The 18,095-nt window shown below is 69.5% G+C and carries 15 protein-coding genes and 1 riboswitch; of the genes, 8 read left to right on the top strand and 7 right to left on the bottom strand.

The window, feature by feature from the left end:
• The first annotated feature begins 52 nt into the window (after positions 1-52).
• The 3 genes from OG520_RS13355 to OG520_RS13345 all read left to right on the top strand — a co-directional run bounded on the left by OG520_RS13355 (position 53) and on the right by OG520_RS13345 (position 2,698).
• On the top strand, positions 53-1,045 hold the full coding sequence (locus OG520_RS13355) for a hypothetical protein (RefSeq protein ID WP_072483827.1): 993 nt from the start codon (positions 53-55) through the stop codon (positions 1,043-1,045).
• A 105-nt stretch (positions 1,046-1,150) separates the two neighbouring features.
• Positions 1,151-1,789, top strand: a complete 639-nt coding sequence (gene def / locus OG520_RS13350; RefSeq protein ID WP_399328878.1) for a peptide deformylase — start codon at positions 1,151-1,153, stop codon at positions 1,787-1,789.
• A 171-nt stretch (positions 1,790-1,960) separates the two neighbouring features.
• On the top strand, positions 1,961-2,698 hold the full coding sequence (locus tag OG520_RS13345) for a D-Ala-D-Ala carboxypeptidase family metallohydrolase (RefSeq protein WP_406013319.1): 738 nt from the start codon (positions 1,961-1,963) through the stop codon (positions 2,696-2,698).
• Between the two features lie 108 nt (positions 2,699-2,806).
• Here OG520_RS13345 and OG520_RS13340 read toward each other — a convergent pair whose 3' ends face one another.
• The 6 genes from OG520_RS13340 to OG520_RS13315 form a co-directional block, all read right to left on the bottom strand.
• On the bottom strand, positions 2,807-3,781 hold the full coding sequence (locus tag OG520_RS13340; RefSeq protein ID WP_406013318.1) for a GlxA family transcriptional regulator: 975 nt from the start codon (positions 3,779-3,781) through the stop codon (positions 2,807-2,809).
• Between the two features lie 305 nt (positions 3,782-4,086).
• Positions 4,087-5,106, bottom strand: a complete 1,020-nt coding sequence (locus OG520_RS13335; protein ID WP_259928740.1) for a ribonucleotide-diphosphate reductase subunit beta — start codon at positions 5,104-5,106, stop codon at positions 4,087-4,089.
• Positions 5,106-7,517 carry a ribonucleoside-diphosphate reductase subunit alpha gene (locus tag OG520_RS13330; RefSeq protein ID WP_406013317.1) on the bottom strand — a complete coding sequence of 804 codons (2,412 nt, stop codon included), beginning with the start codon at positions 7,515-7,517 and terminating at the stop codon, positions 5,106-5,108. Before OG520_RS13330 ends, OG520_RS13335 begins: the two co-directional genes overlap by 1 nt.
• Positions 7,518-7,656: 139 nt before the next feature.
• A riboswitch (cobalamin riboswitch) is annotated at positions 7,657-7,798 on the bottom strand.
• Between the two features lie 165 nt (positions 7,799-7,963).
• Positions 7,964-9,598 carry a monocarboxylate uptake permease MctP gene (mctP, locus tag OG520_RS13325; protein WP_406013316.1) on the bottom strand — a complete coding sequence of 545 codons (1,635 nt, stop codon included), beginning with the start codon at positions 9,596-9,598 and terminating at the stop codon, positions 7,964-7,966.
• Positions 9,595-9,849 (bottom strand): DUF3311 domain-containing protein, encoded by a 255-nt coding sequence (locus OG520_RS13320; RefSeq protein ID WP_385329322.1) that lies wholly within the window; start codon positions 9,847-9,849, stop codon positions 9,595-9,597. Before OG520_RS13320 ends, mctP begins: the two co-directional genes overlap by 4 nt.
• A gap of 262 nt (positions 9,850-10,111) precedes the next feature.
• Complete coding sequence (locus tag OG520_RS13315; protein WP_072483818.1) at positions 10,112-10,876, bottom strand: GntR family transcriptional regulator; 765 nt, start codon at positions 10,874-10,876, stop codon at positions 10,112-10,114.
• A gap of 279 nt (positions 10,877-11,155) precedes the next feature.
• Here OG520_RS13315 and OG520_RS13310 point away from each other — a divergent pair, with 279 nt between their 5' ends.
• The 4 genes from OG520_RS13310 (at position 11,156) to OG520_RS13295 (ending at position 15,907) form a co-directional block, all read left to right on the top strand.
• Positions 11,156-12,439, top strand: a complete 1,284-nt coding sequence (locus OG520_RS13310) for an extracellular solute-binding protein (RefSeq protein ID WP_399328885.1) — start codon at positions 11,156-11,158, stop codon at positions 12,437-12,439.
• A gap of 99 nt (positions 12,440-12,538) precedes the next feature.
• Positions 12,539-13,531 carry a carbohydrate ABC transporter permease gene (locus tag OG520_RS13305; RefSeq protein ID WP_399328886.1) on the top strand — a complete coding sequence of 331 codons (993 nt, stop codon included), beginning with the start codon at positions 12,539-12,541 and terminating at the stop codon, positions 13,529-13,531.
• Positions 13,528-14,358 carry a carbohydrate ABC transporter permease gene (locus OG520_RS13300; RefSeq protein WP_406013315.1) on the top strand — a complete coding sequence of 277 codons (831 nt, stop codon included), beginning with the start codon at positions 13,528-13,530 and terminating at the stop codon, positions 14,356-14,358. Before OG520_RS13305 ends, OG520_RS13300 begins: the two co-directional genes overlap by 4 nt.
• Before the next feature lie 7 nt (positions 14,359-14,365).
• Positions 14,366-15,907, top strand: a complete 1,542-nt coding sequence (locus OG520_RS13295) for a glycoside hydrolase family 3 protein (RefSeq protein WP_406013314.1) — start codon at positions 14,366-14,368, stop codon at positions 15,905-15,907.
• A gap of 131 nt (positions 15,908-16,038) precedes the next feature.
• On the opposite strand, the gene nagB is transcribed toward OG520_RS13295, so the two are convergent.
• Positions 16,039-16,824, bottom strand: coding sequence for a glucosamine-6-phosphate deaminase (gene nagB / locus OG520_RS13290; protein ID WP_406013313.1), 786 nt, complete (start codon positions 16,822-16,824; stop codon positions 16,039-16,041).
• A gap of 196 nt (positions 16,825-17,020) precedes the next feature.
• Here nagB and OG520_RS13285 point away from each other — a divergent pair, with 196 nt between their 5' ends.
• Positions 17,021-18,091, top strand: a complete 1,071-nt coding sequence (locus tag OG520_RS13285) for an SIS domain-containing protein (protein ID WP_266414487.1) — start codon at positions 17,021-17,023, stop codon at positions 18,089-18,091.
• Positions 18,092-18,095: the final 4 nt, after the last annotated feature.

Raw genomic sequence — 18,095 nt, 5'->3', positions numbered from 1 at the left:
GATGCGAAGAAGAGCGGAAAACGAGGGTGTCCAGTCGGGACAGGCGGGAATCGTGAGGATCTTCGGGAAGGTACGGCATCGGCCCTCCGCCTCTTGGCGGCAGGCCACCGACCGCGCGTTCACGCTGATCGGCGACGGCCGGTACGAGGACGCGGGTGCACTGCTGACACGTGCGGCGGACCTGGAACCCTGGCTCTCCGAGTCGTGGTTCAACCTGGCGCTGCTGCACAAATTCCGGCATGACTGGGAACAGGCGAGAGCCGCCGGCCTGCGGGCCGTCGCGCTGCTCGACAAGGAATCCGGCGCTCCCGACTGGTGGAACGTCGGGATCGCCGCCACCGCGCTGCAGGACTGGCCGCTGGCCCGCCGGGCCTGGCAGGCGTACGGCCTGAAGGTGCCTGGCGCCGGCCAGCACACCTCGGCGGCCAACAGCGAGCCGGTCGGCATGGAGCTGGGCAGCGCCGCGGTACGGCTGTCGCCGGAGGGCGAGGCCGAGGTCGTGTGGGGCCGTCGGCTCGATCCGGCCCGGATGGAGGTGCTCTCCATTCCGCTGCCGTCGTCCGGCCGCCGCTGGGGCGAGGTCGTCCTGCACGACGGAGTGCCGCACGGCGAGCGGGTCACCGCGGCCGGGCCCTCGTACCCCGTCTTCGACGAGATCGAGCTGTGGGCGCCGTCCCCCGTACCCACCTGGGTGGTGCTGCTCGAAGCGGCCACCGAGGCGGACCGGGACGCGCTGGAGCAGCTGGCGTCCGATGCCGGGTTCGCCGCCGAGGACTGGTCGTCCTCCGTGCGGCTGCTCTGCCGGGCCTGCTCGGAGAGCCGGATGGAGAGCGACGAGGGCGACGGCGAGCACCTCGACCCGCACGACCACAGCGAACCGGGGCATCCGGGCCCGCTGGGCCACCGCACCGCCGGTGAGCTGTGGGTGCCCGAACGGGAGTGCGGGATAGCGGCACCGGCCGGGCTGGTGCGTGGTCTGCTGGACGGCTGGGTGGCGGACAGCCCGGACAGTCGTGAGTGGCGGGATCTCGAAGAAGTCTGCTGACCGGTGCCCGTAGGCTGTACGGGCACCGGTCGCGGTGCTCGGGTGCCCGGCCCCGGAACTGTCGGATGACCGGGTTTCAGGTTTTGAGGAAGGCGTACGGCGGACATGGCGCAGCAGGAGACGGACGAGCAGATCAGCGTCGACGACGAGGGTTTCGTCGTGGACACGGAGGACTGTGAGGCACGCGAGGCGGCCTATCGCGAGCGCGGTACCTCCCGTCCGATCACGGTCGTGGGCAACCCGGTGCTCCACAAGGAGTGCAAGGACGTCACCGCGTTCGACGACGAGCTGGGCCGGCTGATCGACGACATGTTCGCGAGCCAGCGGGCGGCGGAGGGCGTGGGCCTGGCCGCCAACCAGATCGGCGTCGACCTCAAGGTCTTCGTCTACGACTGCCCGGACGACGAGGGCGTGCGGCACGTCGGCGCCGTCTGCAACCCGGTGCTCGAAGAGCTGGCGCCCGAGGACCGGGTCCTGGACGACTCCAACGAGGGCTGCCTCTCCGTCCCGACGGCGTACGCCTCGCTGGCCCGCCCGGACTACGCGGTGGTCCGTGGACAGGACGCCAAGGGCAACCCGGTCAAGATCCGGGGCAACGGCTACTTCGCCCGCTGCCTCCAGCACGAGACGGACCACCTGTACGGCTACCTGTACATCGACCGGCTCTCGAAGCGGGACCGCAAGGACGCGCTGCGGCAGATGGCGGAGAACACACCGCGCTACGAGATCGTGCCGAACGACTGAGTCCGCAGCCGACCGCCACCGACGGGCCCGGTCCTTCTCGCGAGGAGGACCGGGCCCGTCGGGCTTCAACCCTGAATGGCCGCCAACTGCCATTCATCCGTGGGCAGTTGACGCGCGTCGACTCGTCCGACAGGCTCTCTCCCCATATCTCTGTCACGGTAGGGAGCCCCCATGCTCAGACGTACCGCACGACTCCTGCTCGGACTTGTCATGACCATGGCTTTCGCCTTGGGTGGTGCCGTGGTGACCGCCGGCACCGCACAGGCCGACGGCTGCTACACCTGGACCCGCACGATGTCCCCCGGTGCCACCGGCAACGACGTCGTCCAGCTCCAGATCCGGGTGGCCGGCTACCCCGGCTACAACTCCGTACTCGCCATCGACGGCTCCTACGGACCGGCCACCACCGCCGCCGTCAAGCGCTTCCAGGCCGCCTACGGCCTCGCCGCCGACGGCATCGCGGGCCCGGCCACCCAGGCCAAGATCTACGAGCTCCAGGACAACGACTGCACCCCGGCGCACTTCACGTACGCCGAGCACAACCAGTGCAACTCGACCTGGGCGGGTGGTGCCGTCGCGGCGGGCACGGCGAAGGCCAACGCGCTGAGCACCATGTGGAAGCTGGAGGCGCTGCGGCACGCGCTCGGTGACCAGCCCATCCGGATCACCAGCGGCTTCCGCTCCGCGTCCTGCAACAGTGCGGTCGGCGGCGCGTCCAACAGCCGCCACATGTACGGCGACGCGGCCGACCTGGGCGCCGGGCCGCACTCCCTGTGCACCCTCGCCAAGCAGGCCCGCAACCACGGCTTCAACGGGATCCTCGGCCCGGGTTACCCGGACCACGGTGACCACATCCACGTCAACCAGGGCCCCAGCCACTACTGGTCGGCGCCGAACTGCGGCGTCTGACGTGCGAGGGCCCCGTGCGTCGGTTCCGTCCGAACCGGCGTACGGAGCCCCTTTGTTGGACGGTTGATCCGACGTCAGATCTGTTGGGGGTCGGGCGTGGATGAGGGGTCAGGCCACTTCGACCACGGCGCCGGGGCCACGGAAAGTCCGACGGTAGGCGTTCGGTGTGGTGCCCAAGGAGCGTACGAACTGGTGGCGCAGTGCGGCGGCGGTCCCGAAGCCGGTGCGTCCGGCGATCATGTCCACCGTTTCATCGGATGTCTCCAGCAGGTGCTGTGCCAGCAGCACCCGCTGGCGCAGCAGCCAGCGGTACGGAGTGGTGCCCGTCTCCTGCTGGAAGCGGCGGGCGAAGGTGCGCGGCGACATGTGCGCCTGGGCGGCGAGCTGCTCGACGGTCATCTCCTGGTCGATGTGGCGCTCCATCCAGACCAGCGTCTCGCCGACGGTGTCGCAGGGGGTGCGGGGCAGCGGCCGTTCGATGTACTGCGCCTGGCCGCCGTCCCGGTGCGGCGGCACCACCATGCGGCGGGCGATCGCGTTGGCGGCGTCGGGGCCGTACGCCTGCCGGACCAGGTGCAGACAGGCGTCGATCCCGGCCGCCGTGCCCGCCGAGGTGATGACCTGGCCCTCGTCCACGTACAGCACATCGGGTTCGACGACGGCCCGCGGATAGCGGCGGGCCAGCTCCGGGGCGTGGCGCCAGTGGGTGGTGCAGCGGCGCCCGTCGAGCAGCCCGGCCGCGCCGAGCACGTACGCGCCGGAGCAGACGCTCAGCACCCGGGCGCCCCGGTCCACCGCCCGGCGCAGGGCGCCGAGCACCTCCTCGGGGTACTCCCGGTCCATGAAGTGGCTGCCGGCCGGTACGGCGATGAGGTCGGCCTCCTCCAGGCGGTCGAGGCCGTGCGGCGTACTGATGGTGAAGCCGGCGTGGGTCCGGAGCACCGGGCCCTCGGCGGAGACCACCGCGAAATCGTGGACCGGCAGTCCCTCGTCGCTGCGGTCGAGGCCGAAGACCTCGCACAGCACGCCCAGTTCGAAGGGGTGGACCTCGTCGAGCAGCAGAGCGGCGACATTTTTCAGCATGGAGCCAGTGTGGCAGTAATTCGATGGTCCATGACAGTCCTGCCACTGCCGCGATGTGTCCGCGCGGGCGAGAGTGGAGCCATGAACACATTCCAGAACGTCCTGGGCACGGCCGTGCTGATCGCTCTCTTCCTGCTGCCCACCCTTGTCGGATTCGCCCGCGAGCGCCGCATCGACCGCGAGCTGCGCGCCGCGAACGGGCCCGGAGCGACGGACCCCCGGAAACGGCGGACGCCGCGCAGCCCGTCACGGCTGCGCGGCGCCCCTACCTCAGAAGCTGGGCCAGGATCTAGGACCCTCCGGCTCTAGAAGTCGTCGTCGAAGGCGACCGAGCCCTCCACCGCCACCTGGTACGCGGACGGCCGGCGCTCGAAGAAGTTCGTCAGCTCCTGCACGCCCTGCAGCTCCATGAACGAGAACGGGTTCTCGGAGCCGTAGACCGCCGGGAAGCCCAGCCGGGTGAGCCGCTGGTCGGCGACGCACTCCAGGTACTGCCGCATCGACTCGGTGTTCATGCCGGGCAGTCCGTCGCCGCACAGATCACGGCCGAACTGCAGCTCCGCGGCCACGGCCTCCTTCAGCATGTCGGTGACCTGCTGCTGGAGCTCGTCGTCGAAGAGGTCCGGCTCCTCCTTGCGGACGGTGTCCACGACCTCGAACGCGAAGTTCATGTGCATCGTCTCGTCACGGAACACCCAGTTGGTGCCCGTGGCGAGACCGTGCAGCAGACCCCGCGAGCGGAACCAGTAGACGTACGCGAACGCGCCGTAGAAGAACAGCCCCTCGATGCACGCCGCGAAGCAGATCAGGTTCAGCAGGAAACGGCGGCGGTCGGCCTTCGTCTCCAGCCGGTCGATCTTCTCGACCGAGTCCATCCACTTGAAGCAGAACTGCGCCTTCTCGCGGATCGAGGGAATCTCCTCGACCGCGTCGAACGCGGCGGCACGGTCGTCCGGGTCGGGCAGATAGGTGTCCAGCAGCGTCAGATAGAACTGGACGTGCACGGCCTCCTCGAAGAGCTGCCGCGACAGGTACAGCCGCGCCTCGGGGGAGTTGATGTGCTTGTACAGCGTCAGCACGAGGTTGTTGGAGACGATCGAGTCGCCCGTCGCGAAGAACGCGACCAGCCGGCCGATCATGTGCTGCTCGCCGGGGGACAGCTTGGCGAGGTCGGCGACGTCGGAGTGCAGGTCGACCTCCTCCACCGTCCAGGTGTTCTTGATCGCGTCGCGGTAGCGCTCGTAGAAGTCCGGGTAGCGCATGGGCCGCAGCGTCAGTTCGAAGCCCGGGTCCAGAAGGTTCTTGTCGGAGTTGGTGGAGCTCATTACTGGCAGGCCTCGCAGGACTCGGGGTTTTCGAGGGAGCAGGCGATTGCGTCCGCGTCGGGCGCCGAAGCCTGCTGTACGGGGATGGGGGCGGCGGTCGCGGTCTGGCCGGAGGCGGCACGGGCGATCCGGGTCGCCGGGCGCGAGCGCAGGTAGTACGTCGTCTTCAGCCCCTGCTTCCAGGCGTACGCGTACATCGAGGAGAGCTTGCCGATCGTCGGCGTCTCCAGGAACAGGTTCAGCGACTGGCTCTGGTCCAGGAACGGCGTACGGGCCGCCGCCATGTCGATCAGGCCGCGCTGCGGGATCTCCCACGCCGTGCGGTACAGCGCCCGCACGTCCTCCGGGATCCAGGCGAAGCCCTGCACCGAGCCGCTGGCCTCGCGCAGCGCCTCACGGGTCCGCGCGTCCCACACCCCGAGCTGCTTCAGCTCATCCACCAGGTACGCGTTGACCTGGAGGAACTCACCGCTGAGCGTCTCGCGCTTGAAGAGGTTGGAGACCTGCGGCTCGATGCACTCGTAGACCCCCGCGATCGAGGCGATCGTCGCCGTCGGCGCGATGGCGAGCAGCAGCGAGTTGCGCATCCCGCTCTTCGCGACGCGGGCGCGCAGCGCGTCCCACCGCTCCGGCCAGTTCAGCTCGGTGTCGTAGTGGTCGGGGTGCAGTACACCGCGAGCGGCGCGCGTCTGCGACCAGGCGGGCAGCGGGCCGGACCGCTCGGCCAGCTCGCACGACGCCTCGTACGCGGCGAGCATGATCCGCTCGGAGATCCTCGTGGAGAGCGCGCGGGCCTCGGGGGAGTCGAAGGGCAGCCGCAGCTGGAAGAAGACGTCCTGGAGACCCATGGCGCCCAGGCCCACCGGGCGCCACTTCGCGTTGGAGCGGCTGGCCTGCTCGGTCGGGTAGAAGTTGATGTCGACGACCCGGTCGAGGAAGGTCACGGCGGTGCGGACGGTGGCGTCCAGCCGCTCCCAGTCGATGTCACCGTCGGCGACGAACGCGCCGAGGTTGACCGAGCCCAGGTTGCAGACCGCCGTCTCGCCGTCGTCGGTGACTTCGAGGATCTCGGTGCACAGGTTCGAGGAGTGGACGACGCTGCCCGGCTCGGCGGTCTGGTTCGCGGTCCGGTTGGAGGCGTCCTTGAACGTCATCCAGCCCTGGCCGGTCTGCGCGAGGGTGCGCATCATCCGGCCGTACAGCTCGCGGGCCGGGATCGACTTGCGGGCCAGCCCCTTCGCCTCGGCGGCCCGGTACGCGGCGTCGAACTCGTCGCCCCACAGGTCGACGAGACCGGGTACGTCGGCGGGCGAGAACAGCGACCAGTCGCCGTCCGCGTCGACCCGGCGCATGAACTCGTCCGGGATCCAGTGCGCCAGGTTGAGGTTGTGCGTACGCCGCTGGTCCTCGCCCGTGTTGTCGCGCAGCTCCAGGAACTCCTCGATGTCCGCGTGCCAGGTCTCCAGGTAGACGGCGGCGGCGCCCTTGCGGCGGCCCCCCTGGTTGACCGCGGCGACGGAGGCGTCGAGCGTCTTCAGGAACGGCACGATGCCGTTGGAGTGCCCGTTGGTGCCACGGATCAGCGAACCGCGGGAGCGGATGCGGGAGTACGACAGACCGATGCCGCCCGCGTGCTTCGAGAGCCGGGCCACCTGGTGGTAGCGGTCGTAGATCGAGTCGAGCTCGTCCAGCGGGGAGTCCAGCAGGTAGCAGGAGGACATCTGCGGGTGCCGGGTGCCGGAGTTGAAGAGCGTGGGGGAGGAGGGGAGGTAGTCGAGCCGGCTCATCAGCCCGTACAGCGCCGCCACTTCGTCCACCGCGCGCTGCGAGTCGTCCTCGGCGAGCCCGGACGCGACCCGCAGCATGAAGTGCTGGGGCGTCTCGATGACCTGGCGTGTGTGCGGGTGGCGCAGCAGATAGCGGCTGTGCAGGGTCCGCAGCCCGAAGTAGCCGAAGCGGTCGTCCGCGCCGTCGGCGAGCGAACGCTCCACCAGCGCGTCCAGCGCGGCCGCGTGGCGGGCGACGAACTCGGCGGTACGGTCCGCGATCAGGCCCTCGCGGTGCCCGACGGCGACCGAGGCGGAGAAGGAGGCCGCGCCCTGGCCGGCCGCCTCGTCCGCGATGGTGAGGGTCAGGAGCCGGGCGGCGAGCCGGGAGTAGGCGGGGTCCTCGGAGATCAGGCCCGCGGCGGCCTCGGTGGCCAGCGAGCGCAGCTCGGCCTCGTCCGCTCGGGCGCTGCGACCGCGCAGCGCGGCGGCGGCGACCCGGCCGGGGTCGGTGTCGGGCAGATCGGCGGTGAGGTCGGTCAGGGTCCGCAGCAGTGCGGTTCCCGGTCCGTCCTGTGCGGCTGCCTCGGACTCGGCTGCTGCGGACACGGCGACTGAAGCCGGATCGGCTGGCGCGATGGTCACGTGGTGCTCTCCCTCGCTCGGCTCGGGGCCGGCGGGGAACGGGGCAGCCCTACGGGCGCGTACCCGGGGCAGGGCAGCACTCCGCACGGCGTCCACCGGCCCAACCGCGAGGCCCGGACGTCTGGGCATCCGGTTCGGTCGAGCCGGATGCGCTGCCGGCAGGTCATCGGACTGACTCGGGGGTGCACAAAAGCGCACTGAATACACCGTTGCGGGACAGTTCCGGATTCGCACCGGATTCCCCTGCGGCGACAGCGAGGACGAGCATACATGTGGGGGCTGCCCGATGAGGCAGCCCCCACATGTTGTGTCGCGCCGACTGGGCGGGGCCCACAGAATGAGCCGTACGGCCCTTTCCCGGGCCGCCGGGCCGGATCAAGCCGACGGCCCGCCGCGCCCCGCTGGAGGAGGCTCGGCGGGCCGTCGACGGGCCGTTGGCGCGGGTCTCAGTGACCGCCCGGCGCCCCTGCCGTGGCCGGCGGGAGTTCCGTCTTCACGCCCGGGTCGCCCGCGTCGGCCGTGTAGTCGGACGGGGAGGTCTCGTCGATCCCGGCGGGCGCCTTCACGGCGTTCAGGACGAAGGTGAGCACCACCGTCACCACCACGTTCAGCACGAACGCGGTGAGGCCGATGTAGCCGATCTCGCCGATGCCGGGGATCTCCTCGGAGGACCCGCCGAAGTGCGCCTGGGTCGGGCTGGCGACCCCGTACGCGGCCACCGTCCCGTACACCATGCCGACCGCCCAGCCCGCGAGCAGCGCCCAGCGGTGGAACCAGCGGGTGAACAGGCCGCCGACCAGGGCCGGCATCGTCTGGAGGATCCAGATGCCGCCGAGCAGCTGGAAGTTGATCGCGACCGTCTTGTCCATGGTGAGGACGAAGGCGAGCGCGCCGACCTTGACCAGCAGCGACACCAGCTTGGAGACCTTGGTCTCCTGCTCCGGGGTCGCGTCCGGCTTCAGGAAGTCCTTGTAGATGTTGCGGGTGAAGAGGTTCGCCGCGGCGATCGACATGATCGCGGCGGGCACCAGCGCGCCGATGCCGATGGCGGCGAACGCGACGCCCGCGAACCAGTCCGGGAACATGTTCTCGAACAACTGGGGGATGGCCAGCTGCCCGTTGTCCACCTTGATCCCGGCGGCGATGGCCATGAAGCCGAGCAGCGCCAGCAGGCCCAGCATCAGCGAGTACAGCGGCAGGATCGTGGTGTTGCGCCGGATCACGTTGCGGCTGCGGCTGGAGAGCGTCGCCGTGATCGAGTGCGGATACATGAACAGCGCCAGCGCCGAGCCCAACGCCAGGGTGGCGTAACCCCATTGGCCGGCCTCGCCCGGTGCGAGCGCGCCGCGCGGCTTGCCGGTGGCCGGATTGGTCTGGGAGAACGCCTCGCCCGCCTTGGCGAAGATGTTGTCGAAGCCGCCCAGCTTGATCGGGATGTAGATGATCGCCACCGCGATGACCAGGTAGATCAGTCCGTCCTTGACGAACGCGATCAGCGCGGGCGCCCGCAGGCCGGACGAGTAGGTGTACGCGGCGAGCACCGCGAACGCGATCAGCAACGGCAGGTCCTTGATGAACCAGTGGGTGTTCTCGCCGCCGCCGACGCCCATCACGTCCAGCACCGCCTGGATGCCGACGAGTTGGAGCGCGATGTACGGCATCGTGGCGAGGATGCCCGTGACGGCGACCGCCAGCGAGAGGCTCTTCGAGCCGAAGCGCCCGCGGACGAAGTCCGAGGTGGTGACGTACCCGTGCTTGTGCGAGACCGACCAGAGCCGCGGCAGGAAGGTGAAGATCAGCGGGTACACGAGGATCGTGTAGGGCACGGCGAAGAAGCCCGCCGCGCCCGCCGCGTAGATCGCCGCCGGAACGGCGACGAAGGTGTACGCGGTGTACAGGTCGCCGCCGAGCAGGAACCAGGTGACCCAGGTGCCGAACGACCGTCCGCCCAGGCCCCATTCGTCGAGGCTGGCCTCGTTCTCGGCCTTGCGCCAGCGCGCCGCCAGGAAGCCCATGACCGTGACGGCCACGAAGAAGAAGATGAAGACGCCGAGCGCGACGCCGTTCACACCGTCCTTCATGCCGACTCACCTCCCTTGCGGGCGCGCTGGTCACGCTGCCACAGCTTGTACGCGGTCATCGTGAGCGCGGTGGAGATCAGCACCCAGAGCATCTGGTACCAGTAGAAGAACGGAATGCCGATGAAGGTGGGGTCCACCTTCGCGTACGAACTCACCCAGAGCATCGCCACGAACGGCGCGACGAGACACAGGGCGATGACCACCCGGACCGGTGTGACGGTGGGTGGTTTTCCTTCTGGGTCTGCTGGCATTTGGCGACTCCGTCCCCTCGCTGATCACCTTGTAATGCGCAGGAAATCTAGGGGAGGCTTCCGGTCACCGTCACCCCCTGTCCGCATTGCGGTCCGGAAACGGTCCGCGAATCGGGTGCGTATGCTCGAAAATCCGTCAGGTGTACGGCAGTTGGTCCGTACCAGGACATGCGAAAGGCCCCCGTGGAGTGGTGCGTTCCACGGGGGCCGCGAGCGACGTTCCGTACGGGCGGGACGGCTGGAGTCCGTCCCCGCGCCGGGGTCAGTCCGTGGGCCGCTTCAGGCGCGCCACGAACTTGTACCGGTCGCCGCGGTAGACCGAACGCACCCACTCCACCGGCTCGCCCTGTCCGTCGAGCGAGTGCCGGGAGAGCATCAGCATCGGCAGGCCCACGTCCGTGCCGAGCAGGCCGGCTTCGCGCGGGGTGGCCAGCGAGGTCTCGATGGTCTCCTCGGCCTCGGCCAGCCGTACGTCGTACACCTCCGCAAGTGCGGTGTAGAGGGAGGTGTACTTCACCAGCGAACGGCGGAGCGCGGGGAAGCGTTTGGCTGAAAGGTGGGTGGTCTCGATCGCCATCGGCTCGCCGCTGGCCAGCCGTAGCCGCTCGATCCTCAGCACCCGGCCACCGGTGGTGATGTCGAGCAGTCCCGCCAGCGTGTCGTCGGCCGTCACGTAGCCGATGTCCAGCAGCTGGGAGGTCGGTTCGAGGCCCTGGGCGCGCATGTCCTCGGTGTACGAGGTGAGTTGCAGGGCCTGCGAGACCTTCGGCTTGGCCACGAAGGTGCCCTTGCCCTGGATGCGCTCCAGCCGGCCCTCGACGACCAATTCCTGGAGCGCCTGGCGCACGGTGGTGCGCGAGGTGTCGAACTCGGCGGCCAGGGTCCGCTCCGGCGGCACGGGGGTGCCCGGCGGCATGGTGTCCGTCATGTCGAGCAGATGTCGCTTCAGCCGGTAGTACTTCGGGACGCGCGCCGTCCGCGTGGCCGCGCCCGTCTCGTTCTCCGTACTGCCCCCGTCGGCACCCATGGTCCGCCTTCCCGACTGCTGCGTTGCTGCCGTCACCGGCTCCTCCGTCTGTCGCGGCTCACATGGTGGCACGGTCCCGTCACGGCTGGTCGCCCTCCCTTAGGTGTCGGTCCTGTAACGGACGCGAGTGCACTTCTTATACACCCTTGACACCCCTAAAGGTCTAGGCCAAGCTCCCGGTACTGGTCTAAACCATTAAAGACCAGGTCCAGCCCCAGCAGTACTCGTCGAATGTCTTCGCGGTGGGCGGGGTTGCAGTATCCCTGAGGAGGGTTTGGCGTGAAGCGCAAGCTCATCGCGGCGATCGGCGTCGCGGGCATGATGATCGGCCTCGCGGCGTGTGGGTCCGACGACGGCGGCGACAGTGGCAAGAAGGCCGGTCCGGACGCGTACAAGGGCCAGACCCTGACCGTATGGACGATGTCCGGCTCGAACCCGGACGGGTGGACCAAGACGGTCACCGAGGAGTTCGAGAAGAAGACCAAGGCCAAGCTGAATATCGAAGTCCAGGACTGGAACGGCATTCAGCAGAAGGTCACCACCGCCCTCTCCGAGTCCAACCCGCCGGACGTCCTGGAGATCGGCAACACCCAGACCCCGGCGTACGCCAAGACCGGCGGCCTCGCCGACCTCGGTGACCTGAAGAAGGAGATCGGCTCCGCCTGGGCCGACGGCGTCAACCAGCCCTCCATCTACGACGGCAAGCAGTACGCCCTGCCGTGGTACGTGGGCAACCGCGTCGTCATGTACAACAAGAAGGTCTTCAAGGACGCCGGTATCACCGAGACGCCGAAGACCCGCGACGAGCTCTTCAAGGCCTTCGAGGCCATCGAGAAGAAGGGCAACGCCGAGCCGATCTACCTGCCCGGCCAGAACTGGTACTTCTTCGACGGCCTGCTCGTCGGCAATGACGTCTCGCCGGTCAAGAAGGAAGGCGACAAGTACGTCTCCAACCTGGCCGACCCGAAGGTCGCCGAGGCCATGGACGTGTACAAGAAGTACCAGTCCTACTCCAAGGCCCCCAAGGACAAGGACGAGGCCACCCCGCAGCAGGCCGAGGTCTTCGCCAAGGGCAAGACCGGCGCGATCATCGCGATGGGCTACGAGGCCGGCACCGCCATCAAGGCCAACCCGAAGCTCAAGGACGACATCGGCTTCTTCACCATCCCCGGTGAGACCGCCGACAAGCCCGAGGGCGTCTTCCTCGGCGGCTCGAACCTCGCCGTGGCCGCGGGCAGCAAGAAGCAGGACCTGGCCAAGGAATTCCTGAAGATCGCGCTCTCCGAGCAGAACGACGGCGCGCTCATCAAGGAGGCCGGCTGGTCCCCGAAGAACGACGCCATGCAGAAGTACACCGTCGGCCAGCCCGCCGCCGAGGCCGCCGGTCCGGCCGCCGCCAAGTCCGGTGGCACCACGCCGCTGATCCCGGAGTGGGCGCCGGTCGAGAACCCGCCGAACCCGATCAAGACCTACATGACGCTGGTCCTGCAGGGCAAGTCGCCCGCCGACGCCGCCAAGCAGGTCGAGGGCGAGCTCAACAAGCGCCTCAGCCAGCAGCAGTAGTCGCAGTAGCGCGTCCCGCGCCGGGGCGGCGGGTCCCGACCCGCCGCCCCGGCTGTACGCACCGTTCCGTGTAGGGCTTTGTTGGAAGAGATGGCGAGCATGGCAGTGCAGACCGAACCCTCGGATGTGGCCAAGACGGCCGCAGTCCGCGGGCAGGACGGGAAACCACCCGTCGGGCAGCACGGGGGAAACAAGCGGAAGCCGGGTATCGGCGCGGCGCCCTACCTGTTGATGATTCCCGCACTCGCGGTGACGGCGCTCCTCCTCGGGTACCCCCTGGTGAAGAACGCCATGCTGTCGTTCCAGAACCTCAATATGGGACAGCTGATCCAGCATGTCACCGAGTGGAACGGCTTCAAGAACTACCAGGAGGTCCTCACCGGTGAGGACTTCTGGAGAGTCACGCTCCGCACGATCGTGTTCACCGGCATCAACGTCGCACTGACCATGATCGGCGGCGCCCTGATCGGACTGCTGCTCGCCCGCCTCGGCAAGAGGATGCGGCTCACCCTGATGATCGGCCTGGTGCTCGCCTGGGCGATGCCGTTCGTGGCCGCGTCCACCGTGTTCCAGTGGCTGTTCGCCTCGCGCTTCGGCGTGGTCAACTATGTGCTGGACCAGCTCGGCTGGCACTCGATGGCCGACTACAACTGGACCGGATCGCAGTTCTCCACGTTCTTCGTGGCCACTTTGCTGATCGTCTGGGGCTCCATCCCGTTCGTGGCGATCAATCTGTACGCGGCGACCACGACGATCGCCAAGGAGCTGTACGAAGCCGCCTCGCTCGACGGCGCCGGCGCCTGGAAGAGCTTCACCTCGGTGACGTTCCCGTTCCTGCGGCCCTTCCTCTACGCCACGACGTTCCTGGAGATCATCTGGATCTTCAAGGCGTTCCCGCAGATCTACACCCTCAATGAGGGCGGCCCCAACCGCCTCACCGAGACGCTGCCGATCTACGCCTTCGTCGAGGGTGTCGGCAACCAGCACTACGGCATGGGCGCGGCGATCTCGCTGCTGACCATCCTGATCATGCTGGGGCTGACCTCCTACTACCTCCGCATCGTTCTCAAGCAAGAGGAGGACGAGCTGTGAAGCGCTCACTGTTCGGCCGCATCTGGCCCAACGCGACGGCGATCGTCCTCTTCGCCGCCCTGGTCTTCCCCGTCTACTGGATGTTCAGCACGGCGTTCAAGCCGACCGGCGACATCATCACCGAGACGCCGGTCTGGTTCCCGACCGATGTCACGTTCGAGCACTTCAAGACGGCGTACCACGCACCGAACTTCCTGACCCTGGTCAGGAACTCGCTCACCGTCACCCTGTGCGCCGTGGTCCTCGCGCTGATCATCGCGCTCTTCGCGTCGTTCGCGCTGGCCCGGATGCGCTTCAAGGGCCGCAAGAGCATGATCCTGGTCTTCATGATCGCGCAGATGGCGCCGTGGGAAGTCATGGTCATCGCGATCTACATGCTGGTCCGCGACGCGGACATGCTCAACAGCCTGGTCCCGCTGACGCTCTTCTACATGGTGATGGTGCTCCCCTTCACGATCCTCACGCTGCGCGGCTACGTTGCCGCGGTGCCCAAGGAACTGGAGGAGTCCGCCATGGTCGACGGCTGTACCCGCCCGCAGGCGTTCGTCAAGGTGATCCTGCCGCTGCTCGCCCCCGGCCTGATGGCCACCTCGCTCTTCGGCTTCATCACCGCGTGGAACGAATTCCCGCTGGTCCTGATCCTCAACAAGGACCCCGAGGCCAAGACGCTCCCGCTCTGGCTCTCCCAGTTCCAGAGCCAGTTCGGCGACGACTGGGGCGCCACCATGGCGGCGGCCTCGATCTTCGCCCTCCCGATCCTCATTCTGTTCGTCTTCCTGCAGCGCAAGGCCGTCAGCGGCCTCACCGACGGTGCCGTGAAGGGATAACGCGCCCATGACCACCCTGATATCAGCCACGGACACCGTCACCCGCGACGCGCTCGCCGTCCTGCAGCCCGGATTCACCGGCACCACCGCCCCGGACTGGGTGCTGCGCCGGGTCGACGAAGGCCTCGCCTCCGTCGCCCTGTTCGGCCGCAACATCCGGACGGCCGAGCAGGTGGCCGCGCTCACCGCCCAGCTCAGGGCCGGGCGCGACGACCTCCTCGTCGCGATCGACGAGGAGGGCGGTGACGTCACCCGCCTGGAGGTGCGCACCGGCTCCTCGTTCCCGGGCAACCTCGCCCTCGGACACGTCGACGACCTCGCCCTGACCCGCGCGGTGGCCCAGGAGCTCGGCCGCCGGCTCGCCGAGTGCGGCGTCAACCTCAACTGGGCGCCGTCCGCGGACGTCAACTCCAACCCGGGCAACCCGATCATCGGCGTACGGTCCTTCGGCGCCGACACCCGGCTCGTGGCCCGGCACACCGCCGCGTACATCGAGGGCCTCCAGGCCGCCGGGGTCGCCGCCTGCACCAAGCACTTCCCGGGGCACGGCGACACCGCGATCGACTCGCACCACGCGATGCCGCGCATCGACGTGGACCTGGAGACCCTGCACGCCCGTGAGCTGGTGCCCTTCCGGGCGGCCATCGCGGCGGGCTCCAAGTGCGTGATGAGCGCGCACATCCTGCTGCCGGCGCTCGACCCGGACCGCCCCGCCACGGTGAGCCCGCAGATCCTCACCGGTCTGCTGCGCGGGGAGCTGGGCTACGACGGCCTGATCGTCACCGACGCCGTGGAGATGCAGGCCATCGCCGCGACGTACGGCATCGAGCGCGGCTCAGTCCTCGCGATCGCCGCCGGGGCCGACGCGCTGTGCGTCGGTGGCGGCCTGGAGGACGACGGCACGGTGCTCCGGCTGCGCGACGCGCTGGTCCGGGCGGTGCACAGCGGTGAACTCGCCGAGGATCGGCTCGCGGACGCGGCCGCACGGGTACGTGCCCTCGCGTCCTGGACGCAGGAGGCCAAGGGGTCCGGTTCGGGGCCGGGTGCGGCAACGCAGGAGGGGGCCGCGCCCGGCACCGGAATCGGCTCCGACATCGGCCTGGTCGCCGCCCGCCGGGCAGTGCGGGCGACCGGCTCCGCCGGACCGCTGACCGAGCCCGCGTACGTCGCCGCCTTCACCTCCGCGTCGAACATCGCCGTCGGCGACGAGACCCCGTGGGGTGTCGCCGCGGAGCTGGCCCGGCTGCTGCCGGGCACCGGGACCGACACGTACAGCAGCGAGACCGAGGCGCCCGTCGCGGCCGTGCTGCGGGCGACGGGGGAGCGGCGCATCGTCGTGGTGGTCCGCGACGTCCACCGCCACGCCTGGATGGGCGAGGCACTCGACGCCCTGGTGGCACAGCGCCCCGACACGGTCGTGGTCGAGATGGGCGTACCGCAGGCGGCCCCCAGGGGCGCACTGCACATCGCCACCCACGGCGCGGCCCGCGTCTGCGGCCTCGCGGCGGCGGAACTCATCGTCAGGGGCACGGACGGCCCGACGGCCTGAGAGCCTGTCGGGCGGTCGGGCGTGATGCGGGGCCGGGGGCCGCATCACGCCCGACCGGGCCCGCGACGGCATACGAGAGGGCCGGGGCACCCACCACGGGTGCCCCGGCCCTCTCCACGTGTCCGGGACGGCTACAGCCCCTGCCACGACGGCTTCGACGCGTACGTGGCGCGGAAGTAGTCCGCCAGCTTCAGCTTCGACGCCGCGGCCTCGTCGACCACCACCGTCGCGTGCGGATGCAGCTGGAGCGCCGACGCGGGCACGATCGAGGCGACCGGCCCCTCCACCGTCTGCGCCACGGCGTCCGCCTTGCCCTCGCCGGTGGCCAGCAGGATCGGGTGACGGGACTCCAGGATGGTGCCGATGCCCTGGGTGATCACGTGGTGCGGCACCTGTGCGATGTCGTTGTCGAAGAAGCGCGCGTTGTCGATCCGGGTCTGCTCGGTCAGCGTCTTGATCCGGGTCCGGGAGGCGAGCGAGGAGCACGGCTCGTTGAAGCCTATGTGCCCGTCGGTACCGATGCCGAGAAGCTGCAGATCCACCCCGCCGGCCTCGGCGAGCGCCCGGTCGTACGCCAGGCAGGCCGCCCGGACGTCCTCGGCGGAGCCGTCGGGGCCCATGAAGGACGCCTCGGACAGGCCGAGCGGTTCGACGACCTCGCGCAGCACCACGGAGTGGTAGGACTCGGGGTGGCCCGTGGGCAGCCCGACGTACTCGTCGAGCTGGCAGATGCGGGCGCGCGAGGCGTCGACGGCACCGGAGCGGACCCTGGCCGCCAGCGCCTGGTAGATGGGCAGCGGGGTCGAGCCGGTGGCAACGCCGAGAAGGGCGTCGGGCTTGCGGCTCAGGAGGGCGCCGATGGCCTCCGCGATGAGTTCGCCGCCTGCCTTGGCGTCCGGGACGATGACAACTTCCACGCGGGGCCTGCCGATCTGAAGAGTTGAGTCAGGTGGTATAGACCAATCGGCCTCCAATCTAGCAGACCCCGGCAACGCGGGCACGGGGGATGTGCCCGTCCCGGACGCGGTCCGCTGGCGGCTGTCCGGTCGTGCGTGGTCGACTGGTCCGGACGGCGCTGCCGACGCACCGGGACCCCGCTGGGAGGCACTCGACATGTCCGCCACATCTCCGGCCGAGGAGAGCGAGCAGCCGGGCAGGATCATGTCCGGCGAGATGGCCGAGCAGCCCGCGATGCTCCGGCGCATCCTCGACCGGGGCGCCCCCGGGATCCGCGAGGTGGCCGCCGCCGTCGCGGCGAGGAAGCCGCGCTTCGTCCTGCTCACCGCCCGGGGCACCTCGGACAACGCCGCGCTGTACGCCAAGTACCTGCTGGAGATCCGGCTCGGCCTGCCCTGCGGTCTCGCCTCGATGTCGACCACCACCGCCTACGGTGCGAAGCCGGACCTCAGGGACGTCCTCGTCATCACCGTCAGCCAGTCCGGCGGCTCGCCCGACCTGGTGGCGTCCACCAGGGCGGCGCGCGAGGCCGGTGCGATCACCCTGGCCGTCACCAACAACCGGGACTCGCCGCTGTCCGCCGTCTCCGAGTACCACATCGACATCCTGGCGGGCCCGGAGAAGGCCCTCCCGGCCACCAAGACGTACACCGCCTCGCTCCTGTCCCTCTATCTCTTCGTGGAGGGGCTGGCCGGCGGCGACGGCTCGGCGGCCGAGGTCCTGCCGGAGCGGGCCGAGGAGATCCTGGCCCGCAAGGACGAGGTCAGGGCCCTGGCGTCGCGCTACCGCTTCGCCGAGCGCATGGTCATCACCTCCCGCGGCTACGGCTACCCCACCGCCAAGGAAGCCGCCCTGAAGCTGATGGAGACCAGTTACATCCCGGCTCTCTCGTACTCGGGCGCCGACCTGCTGCACGGCCCGCTCGCCATGGTCGACAACATCTCCCCGGTGATCGCCGTGGTCACCGACGGCCGGGGCGGCGAGGCGCTCCAGCCGGTCCTGGACCGGCTGCGCGGACGCGGCGCGGACCTCTTCGTGGTCGGCCCGAAGGCCCAGGTGGAGGCGGCATCCGCGGGCTTCGTACTGCCGACGGCCGGGGTCGCCGAGGAGCTCCAGCCGGTCCTGGAGATCCTGCCGCTGCAGATGCTGGCGTACGAGGTGACGATCGCCCGGGGCCAGGACCCGGACGCGCCCCGCGCCCTGGCCAAGGTCACCGAGACCCGCTGAACGC

The sequence above is a fragment of the Streptomyces sp. NBC_00984 genome (genome assembly GCF_045162475.1).
GTDB lineage: Bacteria > Actinomycetota > Actinomycetes > Streptomycetales > Streptomycetaceae > Streptomyces.
The sequence above is the reverse complement of the archived record's forward strand: the minus strand, read 5'-3'. Positions and strand labels throughout refer to the sequence as shown.

Excerpts from the sequence above, each read along its gene's own strand:
- OG520_RS13285 (WP_266414487.1), top strand. The coding sequence starts at position 17,021 with ATGTCCGCCACATCTCCGGCCGAGGAGAGCGAGCAGCCGGGCAGGATC.
- OG520_RS13320 (WP_385329322.1), bottom strand. The coding sequence starts at position 9,849 with ATGCCAGCAGACCCAGAAGGAAAACCACCCACCGTCACACCGGTCCGG.
- OG520_RS13340 (WP_406013318.1), bottom strand. The coding sequence starts at position 3,781 with ATGCTGAAAAATGTCGCCGCTCTGCTGCTCGACGAGGTCCACCCCTTC.
- def (WP_399328878.1), top strand. The coding sequence starts at position 1,151 with ATGGCGCAGCAGGAGACGGACGAGCAGATCAGCGTCGACGACGAGGGT.
- OG520_RS13305 (WP_399328886.1), top strand. The coding sequence starts at position 12,539 with ATGGCAGTGCAGACCGAACCCTCGGATGTGGCCAAGACGGCCGCAGTC.
- OG520_RS13335 (WP_259928740.1), bottom strand. The coding sequence starts at position 5,106 with ATGAGCTCCACCAACTCCGACAAGAACCTTCTGGACCCGGGCTTCGAA.
- OG520_RS13345 (WP_406013319.1), top strand. The coding sequence starts at position 1,961 with ATGCTCAGACGTACCGCACGACTCCTGCTCGGACTTGTCATGACCATG.
- OG520_RS13295 (WP_406013314.1), top strand. The coding sequence starts at position 14,366 with ATGACCACCCTGATATCAGCCACGGACACCGTCACCCGCGACGCGCTC.
- mctP (WP_406013316.1), bottom strand. The coding sequence starts at position 9,598 with ATGAAGGACGGTGTGAACGGCGTCGCGCTCGGCGTCTTCATCTTCTTC.
- OG520_RS13315 (WP_072483818.1), bottom strand. The coding sequence starts at position 10,876 with ATGGGTGCCGACGGGGGCAGTACGGAGAACGAGACGGGCGCGGCCACG.